Here is a 14,152-nt window from a genome sequence, read left to right on the forward strand (position 1 = left end):
GCGGTGAGCATCAAAGAGCAGATCACAACGGACCTGGCGGTCGCAGGTTCGAAGATCGGAGCGACTGTCAGCGTCACCGCTGCGACGTACTCGCCGGGGTACACCCTGAGCGACTGGGCCCTGATCGGCACGATCATCTTCACTGTCGTCCAGACCCTCACGTTGATGATGAAGAATTGGGGTGACTGGTCAGCCTGGTGGACCGCGCGCATGGGCAACGCCAAGCGCTTCTGGGCGCGGATCCGCCGCCGTGGCTGACAGCAAGCTCAGCACCAAGCAGCGCGTCGGCTTCACCGCTGCACCGCTGGCGCTGATCGCCGCACTGGTTGCCGCCTTGGGCACGAACGATTCGGCCCACGAGGGACGCCGGTACACGGCGTACTACGACTCGGCCGGCATCCTGACCGTCTGCGCCGGCATCACCGGCTCGGCGGTGGTGAAGGGAAAGCGCTACACCGACGAAGAGTGCACGAAGCTGGAGACGGCCTACGTGCGCACCATGCTGGGCCATATGGGGCAGTGCGTCCGTGGCGAGTTCGAGTTCCACGAGATCAAGGCCTGGGGCCACTTCGCCTACAACATCGGCACCCCGGCATTCTGTGCCAGCACCGCGGCGAAGCGGCTCAACGCCGGCGAGCGCCAGGCTGCATGCACAGAGATGTGGAAGTGGCGCTACGTCACGATCGCTGGTGCCAAGCGTGACTGCGCGCTGCCGCAGTGGCGTTCGAAGTGCGGCGGCATCATCGATCGTCGGCAGTGGGAAATGGCCACCTGCCAAGGCGGCCTGAAGTGATCACCGCGTCGGCCGTCTCTGCCTGGTGGGCAGCGTGGAAGTGGGTAGCCATTCTGGCCGGCCTGCTGAGCGTGTCGCTCTGGCTCAACGTCAGGCAGTACGGCGATCGCCGTGAGGCTGCAGCTGCAGCGCGGGCCGCCACCCTCGAAGACACGCTCGAGGTGACGGCCGGAATCGCGCGCCAGGCCCAGTCCGACAGTGGCCAGCTGCTGCAGCGCCTGGAGGCTATCGCCGCGCGCGGCGAGCGGATCAAGACCATCTACCGAGCAGCAGCTGCAGCGCAGCCGCTGCCAGCCAACTGCGCCCCGGGTCAGGCCCGGGTCGACGCCATCAACCAGGCCCTCGGGCCGACCAGCAGGACCGCGAAGTGACCCAGAAGGCCTCGATCGGACGAATCGTCCACTACACCCTGAGCGACACCGACGCGCTCCGCATCAATGCGCGCCGGACCGACGGTCCGTCCATCCAGGAGCGGCTGCTCGACAGCACCTGGCCGGTGGGGGCCCAGGCACACATCGGCAACAAGGTCGCCGCCGGTGACGTGCTGCCCGCCATGGTCGTTGCGGTACAGCCGAACGGCCAGGTCAACGCCCAGGTGTTCCTGGACGGCAACGACGTGCTGTGGGTCACCAGCCGCGACGAGGCCAGCGAAGAATCTGGCAGCCATCCCGGCCGCTGGCACTGGCCGCAGCGCTGAGGCCATGCGTCTGAGCCACGCCCTCGCGATCGCGGCACTGATGCTGCTGGCCGGCTGCACGAAGCACTTGCAGCGTGTGCCTGCGCAGTGTGACGCGATGTGCTTTCGCCCGTGCGTCGATGCCGGCGAAGACACCGGCGTACGTGTGACTGCAGATCCAGCCGCTGCAGACGCCTGGGACAACATCGGTGGAGACGTGGTCGGCCAGCTGGCGGAGAAGCTCCGCACCTGCGACGTGCGACGGAAGGCCTGCGAACAGTGCCTGCGCCGGCTCGACGCCACGAACGTAATCCAGCTTTGAGCGCCATCCCGGCGCCATAGGAGAGCAACATGTCGAACCAGCAAGCCGGTACAAGTCCACTGGCGGACCCGCAGACCCCGATCGAATCCGCCGTGAAGGACCTGGCGCGAACTCAGCAGGAGCTGCATATCGCCGTCGAGCAGCTGGCACGTCGCCTCGCACCGGTGCTGGTCGCAAGCAAACCGGATGCCGCACCGTCCACGGGCCGTGCACTCGGTGCCTCGCCGTTGCTCGAAGACCTCTTCCAGCGGCGGGACGCAGCGGCGGCCACCCTGGACATCATCAACGACCTGAACGCTCAGCTGACCCTGTGAGCCGGACGCCCGCCAGCTTCAGCCTCACGGTCGTGCGTGGCGCGACGTGGGAGGACGACTTCACCTACACCAACCCGGATGGGAGCCCGTTCGACCTGACCGGCTACCAGGCACGGATGCAGGTGCGGACGCTGGCGGGCCAGTTCGGGCTGACCGAGGCTGACACCCTGGTCATGGAGCTCAGTACCGCGGCCGCTTCGCTGGTCATCGCCGACCCGTTGAACGGGGTGGTCTCGATCACCGTGCCAGCGGTGGCCACCGAGGTGCTGAACCCAGCGAACGCGCGCAAGGTGAAGCACTGCTACAGCCTGGAGCTGTTCAAGCCGGCTGGCGCAGATCCGGAGTACGTGATCCCGCTGGTGGCCGGCAAGGTCACTGTCCAGGGCGAGACAACACGCTGATGCCTGTGATCCGGGCCAGCGAGGGAGCAGCACGCGTGATCGTGGTTGAGCGCCGCGGCGCCGTTGCCATCCGAGATCCCCGCACACCTATCGTCGCTACGGCCCGACCGACCAGGGTCGAGGCAATCCAGGCAGACACGCGGTCGGTTGAGGTTGCAGCGCGCGGTGCGCAGGGCCCAACAGGTCCGGCCGGCCGCGACGGCACCTCGCCAGAAGCGACGTACCCGGTCGGTGAGCCGATCCATGGTCATCGCGTCGTACGCCTGGACAGTGGCAAGGCCTATCACCCGGACACGGCGGTGCTGGAACACGCGCAGGCCTGCATCGGCATCGCCCTGCAGTCGGCCATCACAGGCGAGGTCGCTGTGCGCCTGGCCGGCACGATCGAGGAAGCCAGCTGGACCTGGCGCGACGGCGCGGTGTGGTGCGGCGCCGACGGCGCGCTGACCCAGGCCCCAGGCACAGCCGGGTGGCTGCTGTGCGTCGGCCGGGCGCTGAACGCCACCACCCTGATGATCGACTTCGACTCACCTATTGCGCGGATCTGAACCCATGGCCGACAAGACCCTGCAGCTCAAGAACAACATCACCACCGAGGTCGAAGGCGTCACCGCGTCAGCCGGCGCCCCGGATGCCGGCAAGATCGCGGCACTCGGCCCTGATGGCCGCTTCGACGACTCGCTGCTGCCGGCCGGCATTGGCGCGGACACCAAGATCTATCCGGCCAGCGAGGTGCTCGCGGCTGGCGACTACGTGAACATCTGGGATGACGCCGGCACGGCCAAGGTGCGCAAGGCTGATGCCAGTGCCGCCAACGCAGGCAAGCGGGCCCATGGTTTCGTGCGCGCCGGGGTCGGTTCTATCGGCGGCGACGCCACTGTGTACTTCGAGGGGCCGAACAGCTCGCTTTCGGGCCTTGCCCCGGGGGCGACGTACGTGCTGAGCCATACCTCCCCGGGAGGTGTCGTGCCGCTGGCGTCAGGCACCGCCACGGCCGGCCACATTCTGCAGATCGTGGGAGTGGCCACCGCCGTGGGGGAAATCAACGCCGAGATCGGCAATCCGGTGGTCCGAGCCTGATATGGCAGCACGACGTCCGCTTGTCCTGGACGCGAGCAATCGCACCAGGGAGCTTCCGGCCGGCGACATCCTGATAGGTGTTCCGCTCTATCTGCCCGTTGGTCTGCGCAGCGGCGGCATTGTCTCCTTGCCGCTCTCGACCACGTTCACGCTCACGATCGGGCTCCGGGCCGGAGGCACGTTCGACGTGCAGGCGACTGCGTAATGACCATTCGCCCACCCCTCATTCTTGACCAGCTCGCTGCGCGTATCGTCGAGCTTGCCATCGGCGATACGATCGACGGCAACCTGATCGAGGGCTACATCGGTCGGAACCTTCTGATCAACGGAAACATGGACTTCTTCCAGCGTGGTTCAGCAGGGACGCGGCCAGACGGGGAGAGCTTCACGTTGGACCGGTGGCTCTTTGCCTCTCTCGGTACCGGTACCTCAAATTGGGGTGTAGGGACGTTCGCTATTGGCGACGCGCTACCGGTACCGCATCCGCCTCGCTTCTTCCAGGGTGTGAACGTCGCGGCAGGCACCAACTCGGCTTGGGTCCGCCAGAAAATCGAGAACGTGTGGTCCTACGCCGGCGGCAAGGCCACACTTTCTTTCTGGATGCGCTCCGCTGTCGCAGGAAAGAAGGTCGGTGTCCGCCTTGTTCAGGACTTTGGCGGCGGTAGCGGCGCGTCGCCAGCGATCTTCATCGAAGGCCCGGTTTTCACTCTAACCACCGCATTCCAGAAGTACACCGCAACCTTTGATGTACCTTCTCTGGCGGGCAAGACCGTAGGTGCCTCAGCGGTAAATGATTGCTTGCAGATCATCTTTGACTTTGCCGCAGCCAGCGGCTACGGCAACCAACTGGTGGGCCAAACCGGACTTTTTGAGTTCACGCAGGTCCAGCTTGAGAGGGGCGCCACTGCCACCAGCTTCGAACGCCGACCTCTGGCTTTGGAACTGATGCTCTGCCAGCGCTACTACGAGAAAAGCTACATGCCGGAGGTCAGTCCCGGCACGATTGATAACCAAGGTAGACGTGCTTTCGCGGTGCAGCCTGCTGCCGGAGGCTTCCTCTTTTGCACACAGGGTTTCCTTGTGCAGAAGCGAGTGACTCCAAGTATTACTGTCTATACGGCTCCAGGCGGGGTGCCCGGGAGCGTTGCCCAAGACGACGGCAGCGCGCGTACTGTTACTGTGGCCAATCAAGGTGTTTCTTCGTTCGAGCTGCAGTGGTCCAATTCCGCCGGACGCTACGGCGGCTGGTATCACTTCACTGCCGACGCGGAGATATAGCTATGTACCGGCTCACGGAGAACCCGGACGTACTCCTCTGCATCGAAACCGGCGCGTTCATTCCCCGCGGGCATTGGATGTGGCCCTCCAAATGGCTGGAATCGCATGCACCACTCCCGCTTCCGGCCGCATACACCCTTCACTCACCAGAGCACTACCGCGCAATTCGAGCGGCCGCCTGGGCATGGATGAATGCCGAGGTAAACGCCCGGCAGTACGACAGCATCGAGACGTGTGTGGGCTACTTCAACAGCGGTGTTGAGCGGTACCGTCTGGAGGCCCGTGCACTGGTAGCCTGGCGCGATGCAGTAAATCAGGCCCTTGAGACCCTAGTGTTGAATCCGCCTGCCGGCATCGAGACCTGGGAGCAGGTGCGTCCGCTCCTCCCGCAGCCTGAGGCGTTCCCATGGCCGGCGAGTGTAGAGCTCCCGCTGGAGGCTGGTGACGGCCCCACTGCTCAACTTTGATCAATCTGAGAGGAACCCAGCCAGTGGCCGGAAAGATCGACCCGGCGACGGGCCTGCAGGACCAGCAACGGCGGTTCGCGGACGAGTACCTGGTTGACTTCAATGGCACCGCCGCCTACATGCGCGCCGGTTACAAGGCCACCGGCGCCGCGGCCAGCGCCGCTGCCGCGAGGCTGCTGGCCAACGTCAAGGTGCAGGCCTACTTGGCCGGCCGGAAGGAAGAGCTGCTGCTGTCTCAGCGCGTCGATCAGGAAGCGGTTTTGGCCCGGCTGGCTTTCATGGCGTTGGGCGACATCCGGACCCTGTTCGACCAGCACGGCAACCTCAAGCCGATGAGTGAGCTCACGGTCGAAGAGGCCAGCCTCGTCCAGGGCGTTGAGGTGTTCGAGGAGTGGGAGGGGCGTGGCGACGAACGCCGGGCGGTCGGCCTGACCAAGAAGATCAAGCTGGTCAGCCGTCTGGATGCGGTGAAGACCCTCGGCACGCACTTCGGGATGTTCGCCAAGAAGGTCGAGCACACCGGCAAGGATGGCGGCCCGATCGAAACCCAGACCCGGATCCTGGGCGATGTGATGGATCTGATCGACGGATCCGATACGGGCCCCGGGCCGTCGGCGTCACGGAGCAAGTAGGCCGTGGAAGAACTGAGCGACCAGGACGCCAGCAGGATCATTGAGAAGCTGGGGGATCGGTGGTGGCGGCTGAACAACCTGTACTACATCACCGACAAGTTCGGTCGGCGGGTGCAGTTCAAGCTGAATGAGGTGCAGGCCGACCTCGATGACAACCTGCACACGTTGAATCTGGCGCTGAAGTCGCGCCAGCACGGCATCACGACCTGGGCCTGTATCCGCGCCCTGGACATGGCGCTGTTCAAGAAGAACACCAAGGCCGGTGTAGTCGCCCATACCGCAGGCGATGCCGCGAAGTTCTTCCGCAGCAAGGTGCTGTATGCCTACGACAACCTGCCGGACTGGTTGAAGAAGATCCGGCCGGCAGTCCGTCGGGACATGCGCGACGGCGTGCTGGAGCTGGCCAACGGCTCAAGCATCGAAGTGTCGGTGTCACACCGCGGCGGCACGCTGACCTTTCTGCATATCTCCGAGTACGGGCCGATGTGCGCCATGTACCCGGAGCGGGCCGGGGAGGTGGCTTCGGGCGCACTGAACGCGATCGCCTCCGGCAACATCGTGGTGATCGAATCGACCGCCTATGGCGCCGCCGGCGACTTCTACGAGCGTTGCCAGACGGCGATTGAGCTGGACCGGCAGATCCGCGCCGGCACGGCCAAGCTGACGGCGATGGACTACCGCTTCCACTTCTATCCGTGGTTCCGGGATCCCATCAACGAGCTCGATCCGGACGGAGTCACGCTCACCGCCGAGGACGAGGCCTACTTCGCCAAGGTCGAGGCGGAGATGAACTACACGCTGCGGCCCGAGCAGAAGGCCTGGTACGTCAAGAAGGCGGCCGAGCAGCGCGACAAGATGAAGCGGGAGCACCCCAGCACGCCGGAGGAGGCCTTCCAGGCGAGCACCGAGGGTGCGCACTACGGCAAGGAAATGGCCGCCGCCGACAGCAGCGGGCGGATCACCGATCTTCCGATCAACCCGCAGGTGCCCATTCACACCTTCTGGGACATCGGGCGCAGCGATGCGACGAGCATCTGGTTCATGCAGGAGAACGGCCCCTGGCTGGATTTCGTCGACTTCTACGAGAACTCTGGCTTCGGCGTTGCGCACTACGCCAAGGTGCTGAAGGAGCGGGGCTACCTGTACGGCAAGCATTACTGGCCGCACGACGGTGCCAACGAGGACTGGTCGGCCAACGAGAACCGCGTGCAGGTCGCCGCCAAGCTGGGGGTCAAGCCGGTTGTCGTGGTGCCCAGGATCAACGACATCACCGAGGGCATCGACATGGTGCGCAACATGCTGCCGCGCTGCCGGTTCGACAGGGTCCGGTGCGGCCCACCCAAGGCAGGCGAGGGCCGCGGAGGGCTGGAAGCCCTGCGGCGCTACACCAAGGTCTGGAACGAGAAGACCGAAACGTATTCCGACCTCCCATTCCACAACTGGGCCAGTAATCCTGCCGACGCGTTCCGGCAGGCGGCCCAGGGCTATGTCAGCAGCAGCGGCCGCCGTGTCGGCGAGTCGCGCGGCATGGCCAACGACAACTGGAGAACTGCATGAACGTTTCCCCGCGCGAGCGGAACACGCCTACCTCGGTCGAACTGGTCGACCTGCTGTCGATGCTGGTGGCCGCAGCAGATGAAGGGCAACTGGTAAGCGTTGCTTTCATGTTGCGATCGCCGGAGGGCGACACCATGGTCGACTACCGTGGCAGCCACGAGCTGAGCGAGCTCACCGCCAGGACCGTCCTGCAGCGCATCGCCCAGGACATTGCCGTGACCCATCCGGCGATCGCCGCACGGATCGAGTCGGATCTCACCAGGAAGGCGAACTGACGTGGACGAGACCACGGTCCAGCAGCTGGCCATCCATCTGCAGCAGGCCCGCGCCTACGCACGCTACCTGCCGGGGGGCGAGAACCACGGCACCCTGGTAGAGGACCACGTCCTGTCACCGGATCAGGCTGCAGCGGCGGTGGTGGAAGAGCTGAATGCCGCGTTGGAGCTGCTGGGAGCTGAGGCATGAGCACCGAGGTCGAGCTCGCCCCGGATGGCTTCGTGTGGTGTGGCAAGAAGGGCGATCTGACCCTGTACCTGACCCACATCGTGCGTGATGGCGACGACGATGCAGCGCTCTACATCCGCAACGAGAACCGCCGGGTCGAAGGAATGAACCCGATTACCGGGATGATCGCTTACGGCAGCCCAGCCTATGTGGTGCCGTTCCGCGACTTCTGGATCTTCCGTCCGGAGGACAAGGACCGTGGTCGCCACCACACCATCGGCGACATGGTTGCTCGCCTGCAGAACGCCTCGGTTGCCCTCTACGGCTTGGACGTCCCGGCCTACCGCCACCGCATCCATGACGCCATCCTCGAGTTCTGCGACGACGTGAAGAACCTGCGCCCGCCGGCTGAGCAGACCCGGGAGCAATGGCTCGGCGAGATGGCGCGGATGGGGATCCAGATCAAGATCAACGGGCAGAAGGTGAACTGATGCAGACGATCGAGAACTTGCGCAGCGAGCCGGCCTACGACCCAGGCGCTGCCGACGTGGCCACCGCGGCGCCGCCCGACGTGGAAGGCCACCCGCTGGACAGTCTGGAGAACCGCCGTCTCCATGCGAAGGTGCTGGACTACTGGTACACGGCCCTCGATGCGTTCTACGACAATCGCGTCGAGCAGATGCTCGACTACGACTTCTACGACCACATCCAGTGGTCAGAGGAAGACCGTGCCGTGCTGGCGGCCCGCCACCAGGCGCCACTGACCTACAACAAGATCAAGATGGCCATCGACTGGGTCATCGGCACCGAGCGCCGCACCCGCATCGATGGCGTCGTGCATCCGCGGGCCGAGGATGACGTCGACATCGCCGCGGTGAAGTCGGAGCTGATGAAGTACCTCAGCGACACCAACCGCGTGCCGTGGGCGCGCAGCCAGGCGTTCAAGGATGCCGCGATCGCGGGCTGCGGTTGGACCGAAGAGTCCATCCGGACCGACCGCGCTGACGAACCGGTGATGGTGGGCCACATTCCCTGGCGGCAGATGCGCCGGGACCCGGTCAGTCGCGCGCTGGACCTGAGCGACTGTCGCTTCCTGCTGCGGGAGAAATTCGCCGATCTGGACTATGCGGAGGCAATGTTCCCGGACCGCATCGAGCTGGTGAACCGCGCTGCACAGGACCACTACGACGGCGACAATGGCACCTTCGACGAAGAGCTGGATCTCCCCCAGGTCTTCCGTCGCTACGACAGCCGCGGGCACACCGTGACCGGGCGGCGTATCACCGGCAGGGCCTCCCTGGACAGCCGCTGTCGACTGCGGGTCCGCCTGATCGAGTGCTGGTTCAAGCGCCCGGTCGCCCACAAGCGGCTCTGGGGCGGCGAGTTCCGTGGTGATCGCTTCGATCCGAACAACGTGAAGCACCAGGTAGCGCTGGCGGCGATGAAGAGCGAGGCCTCCCCGGTGTACTCGCTGTCCGACGCGGTGGTCGAGGAAATGTGGTGCGCGATCTTCACCGAAGGCGGCCTTCTGCAGCTCAAACGCAGCCCCTTCCGACACGGGCGGTTCCCCTACACGCCGTACTGGTGCTATCGCCGCAATCGCGACGGGATGGAGTACGGCCTGGTCCGCGGCGTGCGCGACTCGCAGGAAGACCTGAACAAGCGCATGAGCAAGCTGCTTTGGGCCCTGAGCACCAATCAGCTGTTCTACGAGGAAGGCGCCATCGATGAGGATCGCATCGAGGAAGTGAAGCGCGAGATCGCCAAGCCCAATGGCGTTATCCCGCTGAAGAACAACGGGCTGGGCAGGATCAAGGTGGAGCGCAACCTCGACGTGGCAGAGGCGCAGATCCAGCTGCTGGAGCTCGATGCGGCGCACATCCATGACGGCACCGGCGTGAACCGCGAGCTTCTCGGACGCGAGACCAACGCGGCCAGTGGCCGGGCGATCCTGGCCAAGCAGCAGGAAGGCGCCGTGAGCACGGCGGAACTGTTCGACAACTACCGCCTGGGCATCCAGCTCAGCGGCGAAAAGCAGCTGTCGCTCACCGAGCAGTTCATGACCGAGGAACGGCAGTTCCGGATCGTTGGCGAGCGCAAGGGTCTGAACTGGCGAGTGATCAACCAGCTGCGCCTCGACACGCTCAACAACGTTTGGGTGGTCGACAACGACATCAGCCGCAACCAGGCCGACTTCATCGTCGACCAGCAGGATTTCCGCGAGTCCATGCGCCAGGCCTTCGCCGAGCAGTTCTTCGACATGCTGGGCAAGCTGCCACCGGAGATGTCCATCCAGCTGCTGGACCTGGCCTTCGACATGATCGATATGCCGGGCAAGGACGAGGTGGTGCAGCGCATCCGCAAGATCACCGGCCAATCGGACAACGACCAGGACGTCGACAGCCCCGAGGCGCAGGCGCGTCAGCAGCAGGAAGCCCAGGACCGCGAGGTCGCCCTGCGCGAGCGCATGGCCAAGGTCGGACTGGACGAGGCCAAGCGCGAAGAGATCATGGCCAAGGCCAAGGCATTGCAGATCAAGACCAAGGGTGACGCGCTCAACGTTGCCGAGCTGATCGAGATCCTGCTCCCCCTCGCTCCGGCGGCAGACCGCCTCCTGAGCACCCAACAGACCCCCGAGGAAACCGCTCATGCAGCAGCCTGATAACGCGGGCCAGCATTCGCTGGCCGCGAACGAACTGGAAATGACCGAGGGTGAGCGCGCGGCGCTGGCCAGCGCTGATGGTGCCGCCCTTGGCGATGCCGCTGCAGCTACTGGCACCACCGATGCGTCGGCAGCCGCCACCGCCACCGCCACGCCGGCGGCCGAAGGCTCAGCTGCGCCAGCGGCGGGCGCTCCTGCGGACGGTGCGGTACAGCCTGATGCAGCGGCCGCCGCTGCCGCGGCGGTTGCTGCAGATGGGACGACCCATGCGCCGCCAGCAACGTCCGAGCCGCCGCCGGCCACGCCCTTCGTGCCGACCTACGCGGCCGACGAGCGCGACTATGGCAAGGAGATCGGCGAGATCAACGGCAAGCTGCAAGCCCTGAAGGAGAAGTACAAGGCCGGCGATGTTGAGGACGAGGCATACGAGCAGCAGTACGAAGATCTGCGCGACGAGCGCAGCCGCGTCGAGCGCGCCCAGGACATGGCCACCCTGCAGCAGCAGATGAGCCAGCAGAACGCAGACCAGTCGTGGGCGTACCTGCAGCGCCAGTTCCTCTCCCGCCCGGAGAATGCCGCGATCGCCGTAAGCCCGATGCGCTTCGCTGCGTGGGAGCAGGCGATGCAGTCGGTGGTCAACGAAGCCGCAGCCGCTGGCCGCCAGCTCACCGATTGGGACATCCTGGCCGGCGCGCGCGATCTGCTGGCGGCCGAGGGTCTGCTGCAGCCCTCCGCTGCTGCGACCGCGCCTCCCGTGGCGCCGCCCCCGGCGAAGCCGGACCGCAGCGCGCCGCTGGGCGATGTGCCGGCAACACTGAGCACAGTACCGGCTGCCGCTGACCCGACCTCCCGATCGACCGCTGACGCTGCCGCCGGCATGGACAACATCGAGGACATCGAGTCGTTCCTGGCCGGGAAGTCGGAAAGCGAGCGCGATCGCATTCTGCGCGACGTGCCGGGTTCCTTCGTGGCGGACAACTGAGCCCCATGCCCAAGCTGCACACCACCCTGGAGCCGGGCGACGTGGTCCTGATTCCGTCGGGTTCGGGCGCGTCGATCACTTTCACCGAAAAGAGCGGCAAGCGCTCACGTGTGATCATCGAATCCAACACCCCGGTGACGATCACCCGAGCCGGTGAGCAGCAACCTACCGGCGGTGCGCTGCAGCGAGTGGCGCGCCGGCCAACGCCCGCGATGGGCTGAACATCCTCAAAACCTGCGCAGTAGTGCGGGTCAACGACAGAGGCGCAGAAGTGCCGTGATCTCCCAGGAGAAGCAACATGGCACAGACGATCGTGGGTCTGAACGACCCCAAGGCCCGGAAGCTGTGGTCTGCGGACCTCATGGTTTCGGTATCCAAACAGTCCTACTGGACGCGCAAGATGATGGGCAAGGGGTCTGAGACCTCGATGCCGGTCATGCTGCAGACCGACCTGGAGCAGGAAGCGGGCGACACCATCAGCTACGACCTGTCCGTGCAGCTGTCCGGTGGTGTCATCGAAGGCGACCAGAAGGCCGAGGGCAAGGGCGAGAAGCTCGACTTCTTCACCGACAAGGTCTTCATCGACCAGGCCCGTAAGCCGGTCAGCTGCGGTGGACGTATGAGCCGCAAGCGCACCGTCCACGACCTGCGAAAGGTCGGCCGCAACCGCCTGACCGAGTTCTGGGCGCGCTTCTACGACGAGCTCTTCTTCATGTACGGCTCGGGCGCCCGCGGCATCAACGAGGACTACAACGTCCCGCTGAACTACACCGGTCGCGCAGGCAACCCGTTCGAGACACCGGACAGCTCGCACATCCTGTTCGGCGACGGCGCCAGCAAGGCATCGCTCACCTCGGCCGGCAAGATGAGCCGTGTCCTGATCGAGCGCGCCAACACCAAGGCCGCTTCGCAGGGCGGCGGTTCGACCCAGGTGGCCGAGATCCAGCCGATCACCATCGCAGGCGGCGAGCACTTCGTCACCGTCATGCACCCGTTCCAGGCGCATGACCTGAAGACCTCCACGGATCCGGGCAACTGGCTGGACATCCAGAAGGCGGCAGCCGCCGCCGAAGGTGCCAGCAACCCGATCTTCAAGGACAACCTGGGCATGATCGGCAACACGATCCTGCACAAGCACAAGTCCGTGGTGCGCTTCGGGGACTACGGTGCCGGCGGCAACGTTGCCGCGGCTCGCGCGCTGTACCTGGGCCGTCAGGCTCTGGTACTGGCTTTCGGCTCGCCGGGCAACGGCCTGCGCTTCGACTGGTCCGAGGTTCCGCTCGACCACGGCAACGACATCGAGATCTGCGCCGGCGCGATCTTCGGCATCAAGAAGACGCGCTTCAACGGCAAGGACTTCGGCACGATCGCCCTGGATACCGCTGCGGCCGATCCGAACCCGCAGTAAGCCACAAGCCAAGAGCCCCGGCATGCCGGGGCTCTTGCGTTCAGAAACCAAATTCTTCGCAGGAGAAATCCATGTCCACGAAACTCGCAATTGGCCGCAACAGCGGCGCATCGTCGCCGGCCGCAGGCCTGCTGGTGGTCAACGACTACAGCTGGCCGGTCGAGGCCGGAGCGGATGGCGATCTGGTCCTGATCGGTGAGCTGCCGGCCAACCACAAGCTGCACAGCCAGGCCTCGGGCCTGTTCGCCAAGCTGGACGCCGCCAGTAAGTTGGCTGCGCAGAACATCACCGTCTTCATCCCGGACGCGATCGACGGCGCCTCGACGGCTGGTAACACCCTCATCGCTCCGACCGCGGTTGTGGCAGACACTGCGGCGTTCATTCCGGTGTCCCTGCACCTGGTCGCGGAGGCCCTGGGCTCCAAGCCGGTGAATCGTCCGGTGTACGTGAAGCTCAACACCGCCCCGGGCGCCCAGCAGGGCGAGCTGATCCTGCGCCTGGCCGCGTTCCCGGCCTGAGCCACCCACCCGTAGCGGGGCTGCAGCTGCAGCCCCACCTACCAGGAGCATCCCATGCTGATTGCATGCAAGTTCAAGCGCCCGAAAGCGCCCGTTGAGCTGAACGGCACTGTCTACTTCTTCGTGCCGATTGACCCGGCCAATGCCGATTCGGAGCACGTCGCTGACGTCGAAAACTCCGACCACATCCAGCGGCTGCTGGGTATTCCGGAGGCCTACTACATCGCCCGGGCCCAGAGCCTGCAGACCACCAGCAAGCCGGTAGCGCCAGCCGACTCGGCCGCAGACCAGGAACCGCCAACGGCGCCGGTTGTCAGCAGCACCGGTACCGATGCCGGCGGCGATGGCTCAGGCGCCAGCACCACCACGAGCTCCGACACCGGCAGCAGTGAGCCGCCGGCAGGCGCGAACGTCGCAGCTACGCTGCCGCCGGAGATCGTCGAAGCAGCGGCCCAACTGAACGGCCTGAGCTGGCAGAAGCTGAAGGCCGAGTTGGCCAAGGGTGGCATCGCCAAGGTCGTGATCAAAGCCGCCCTCGATCTGGAGCTGGCCAAGCCGGAGCCGGACCAGCGCGGCACCACCCTGAAGGTGCTGAGCCAGGCGCTCGAGGAAGCCTGA

Annotated in this window: 22 protein-coding genes; all 22 read left to right on the top strand. The window is 65.4% G+C overall.

Going from position 1 to position 14,152, the window contains the following annotated elements; all coding sequences use genetic code 11:
• The first annotated feature begins 3 nt into the window (after positions 1–3).
• The 22 genes from AC5P6X_RS02620 (at position 4) to AC5P6X_RS02725 (ending at position 14,152) form a co-directional block, all read left to right on the top strand.
• Positions 4–258 carry a hypothetical protein gene (locus tag AC5P6X_RS02620; RefSeq protein WP_239498896.1) on the top strand — a complete coding sequence of 85 codons (255 nt, stop codon included), beginning with the start codon at positions 4–6 and terminating at the stop codon, positions 256–258.
• Complete coding sequence (locus tag AC5P6X_RS02625) at positions 251–793, top strand: lysozyme (protein WP_495215318.1); 543 nt, start codon at positions 251–253, stop codon at positions 791–793. Before AC5P6X_RS02620 ends, AC5P6X_RS02625 begins: the two co-directional genes overlap by 8 nt.
• On the top strand, positions 790–1,164 hold the full coding sequence (locus AC5P6X_RS02630) for a hypothetical protein (protein WP_164186116.1): 375 nt from the start codon (positions 790–792) through the stop codon (positions 1,162–1,164). The genes AC5P6X_RS02625 and AC5P6X_RS02630 overlap by 4 nt, the downstream gene beginning before the upstream one ends.
• Positions 1,161–1,490, top strand: coding sequence for a hypothetical protein (locus AC5P6X_RS02635; protein WP_154344351.1), 330 nt, complete (start codon positions 1,161–1,163; stop codon positions 1,488–1,490). The genes AC5P6X_RS02630 and AC5P6X_RS02635 overlap by 4 nt, the downstream gene beginning before the upstream one ends.
• Before the next feature lie 4 nt (positions 1,491–1,494).
• Positions 1,495–1,791, top strand: a complete 297-nt coding sequence (locus tag AC5P6X_RS02640) for a hypothetical protein (RefSeq protein WP_495215319.1) — start codon at positions 1,495–1,497, stop codon at positions 1,789–1,791.
• Between the two features lie 29 nt (positions 1,792–1,820).
• Positions 1,821–2,105, top strand: a complete 285-nt coding sequence (locus AC5P6X_RS02645; protein WP_049406967.1) for a hypothetical protein — start codon at positions 1,821–1,823, stop codon at positions 2,103–2,105.
• Complete coding sequence (locus AC5P6X_RS02650) at positions 2,102–2,506, top strand: hypothetical protein (protein ID WP_262098429.1); 405 nt, start codon at positions 2,102–2,104, stop codon at positions 2,504–2,506. Before AC5P6X_RS02645 ends, AC5P6X_RS02650 begins: the two co-directional genes overlap by 4 nt.
• Entirely contained in the window at positions 2,506–3,054 is a 549-nt protein-coding gene (locus tag AC5P6X_RS02655) for a hypothetical protein (RefSeq protein ID WP_099483977.1), read from the top strand. The genes AC5P6X_RS02650 and AC5P6X_RS02655 overlap by 1 nt, the downstream gene beginning before the upstream one ends.
• A 4-nt stretch (positions 3,055–3,058) precedes the next feature.
• Positions 3,059–3,586: a hypothetical protein gene (locus tag AC5P6X_RS02660; protein WP_012479889.1), complete on the top strand. Its 528-nt coding sequence runs from the start codon at positions 3,059–3,061 to the stop codon at positions 3,584–3,586.
• A gap of 204 nt (positions 3,587–3,790) precedes the next feature.
• Positions 3,791–4,864 carry a hypothetical protein gene (locus AC5P6X_RS02665; protein WP_049406959.1) on the top strand — a complete coding sequence of 358 codons (1,074 nt, stop codon included), beginning with the start codon at positions 3,791–3,793 and terminating at the stop codon, positions 4,862–4,864.
• 2 nt (positions 4,865–4,866) lie between these two features.
• The gene (locus AC5P6X_RS02670) at positions 4,867–5,331 is read left to right on the top strand and encodes a hypothetical protein (RefSeq protein WP_060380002.1); all 465 of its coding nucleotides are present in this window, start codon (positions 4,867–4,869) and stop codon (positions 5,329–5,331) included.
• Positions 5,332–5,354: 23 nt separating this feature from the next.
• Entirely contained in the window at positions 5,355–5,963 is a 609-nt protein-coding gene (locus AC5P6X_RS02675) for a terminase small subunit (RefSeq protein WP_237761887.1), read from the top strand.
• A gap of 3 nt (positions 5,964–5,966) precedes the next feature.
• A complete protein-coding gene (locus AC5P6X_RS02680) occupies positions 5,967–7,520 on the top strand; it encodes a DNA packaging protein (protein ID WP_495215320.1) in 1,554 nt (517 codons plus the stop codon).
• Complete coding sequence (locus tag AC5P6X_RS02685; RefSeq protein WP_005409202.1) at positions 7,517–7,795, top strand: hypothetical protein; 279 nt, start codon at positions 7,517–7,519, stop codon at positions 7,793–7,795. The genes AC5P6X_RS02680 and AC5P6X_RS02685 overlap by 4 nt, the downstream gene beginning before the upstream one ends.
• Position 7,796: 1 nt before the next feature.
• A complete protein-coding gene (locus AC5P6X_RS02690; RefSeq protein WP_005409203.1) occupies positions 7,797–7,985 on the top strand; it encodes a hypothetical protein in 189 nt (62 codons plus the stop codon).
• Positions 7,982–8,455 carry a hypothetical protein gene (locus AC5P6X_RS02695; RefSeq protein ID WP_227832798.1) on the top strand — a complete coding sequence of 158 codons (474 nt, stop codon included), beginning with the start codon at positions 7,982–7,984 and terminating at the stop codon, positions 8,453–8,455. The genes AC5P6X_RS02690 and AC5P6X_RS02695 overlap by 4 nt, the downstream gene beginning before the upstream one ends.
• Positions 8,455–10,626 carry a portal protein gene (locus AC5P6X_RS02700; protein ID WP_495215321.1) on the top strand — a complete coding sequence of 724 codons (2,172 nt, stop codon included), beginning with the start codon at positions 8,455–8,457 and terminating at the stop codon, positions 10,624–10,626. Before AC5P6X_RS02695 ends, AC5P6X_RS02700 begins: the two co-directional genes overlap by 1 nt.
• Entirely contained in the window at positions 10,613–11,608 is a 996-nt protein-coding gene (locus AC5P6X_RS02705; protein WP_164186110.1) for a hypothetical protein, read from the top strand. Before AC5P6X_RS02700 ends, AC5P6X_RS02705 begins: the two co-directional genes overlap by 14 nt.
• A 5-nt stretch (positions 11,609–11,613) precedes the next feature.
• A complete protein-coding gene (locus AC5P6X_RS02710) occupies positions 11,614–11,829 on the top strand; it encodes a hypothetical protein (protein WP_012479896.1) in 216 nt (71 codons plus the stop codon).
• Between the two features lie 77 nt (positions 11,830–11,906).
• On the top strand, positions 11,907–13,016 hold the full coding sequence (locus AC5P6X_RS02715; RefSeq protein WP_012479897.1) for a N4-gp56 family major capsid protein: 1,110 nt from the start codon (positions 11,907–11,909) through the stop codon (positions 13,014–13,016).
• Positions 13,017–13,087: 71 nt separating this feature from the next.
• Complete coding sequence (locus tag AC5P6X_RS02720) at positions 13,088–13,534, top strand: hypothetical protein (protein WP_164186108.1); 447 nt, start codon at positions 13,088–13,090, stop codon at positions 13,532–13,534.
• A gap of 54 nt (positions 13,535–13,588) precedes the next feature.
• Positions 13,589–14,152 carry a hypothetical protein gene (locus AC5P6X_RS02725; RefSeq protein ID WP_495215322.1) on the top strand — a complete coding sequence of 188 codons (564 nt, stop codon included), beginning with the start codon at positions 13,589–13,591 and terminating at the stop codon, positions 14,150–14,152.

Source organism: Stenotrophomonas sp. YJH_SMC_40 (genome assembly GCF_059368615.1).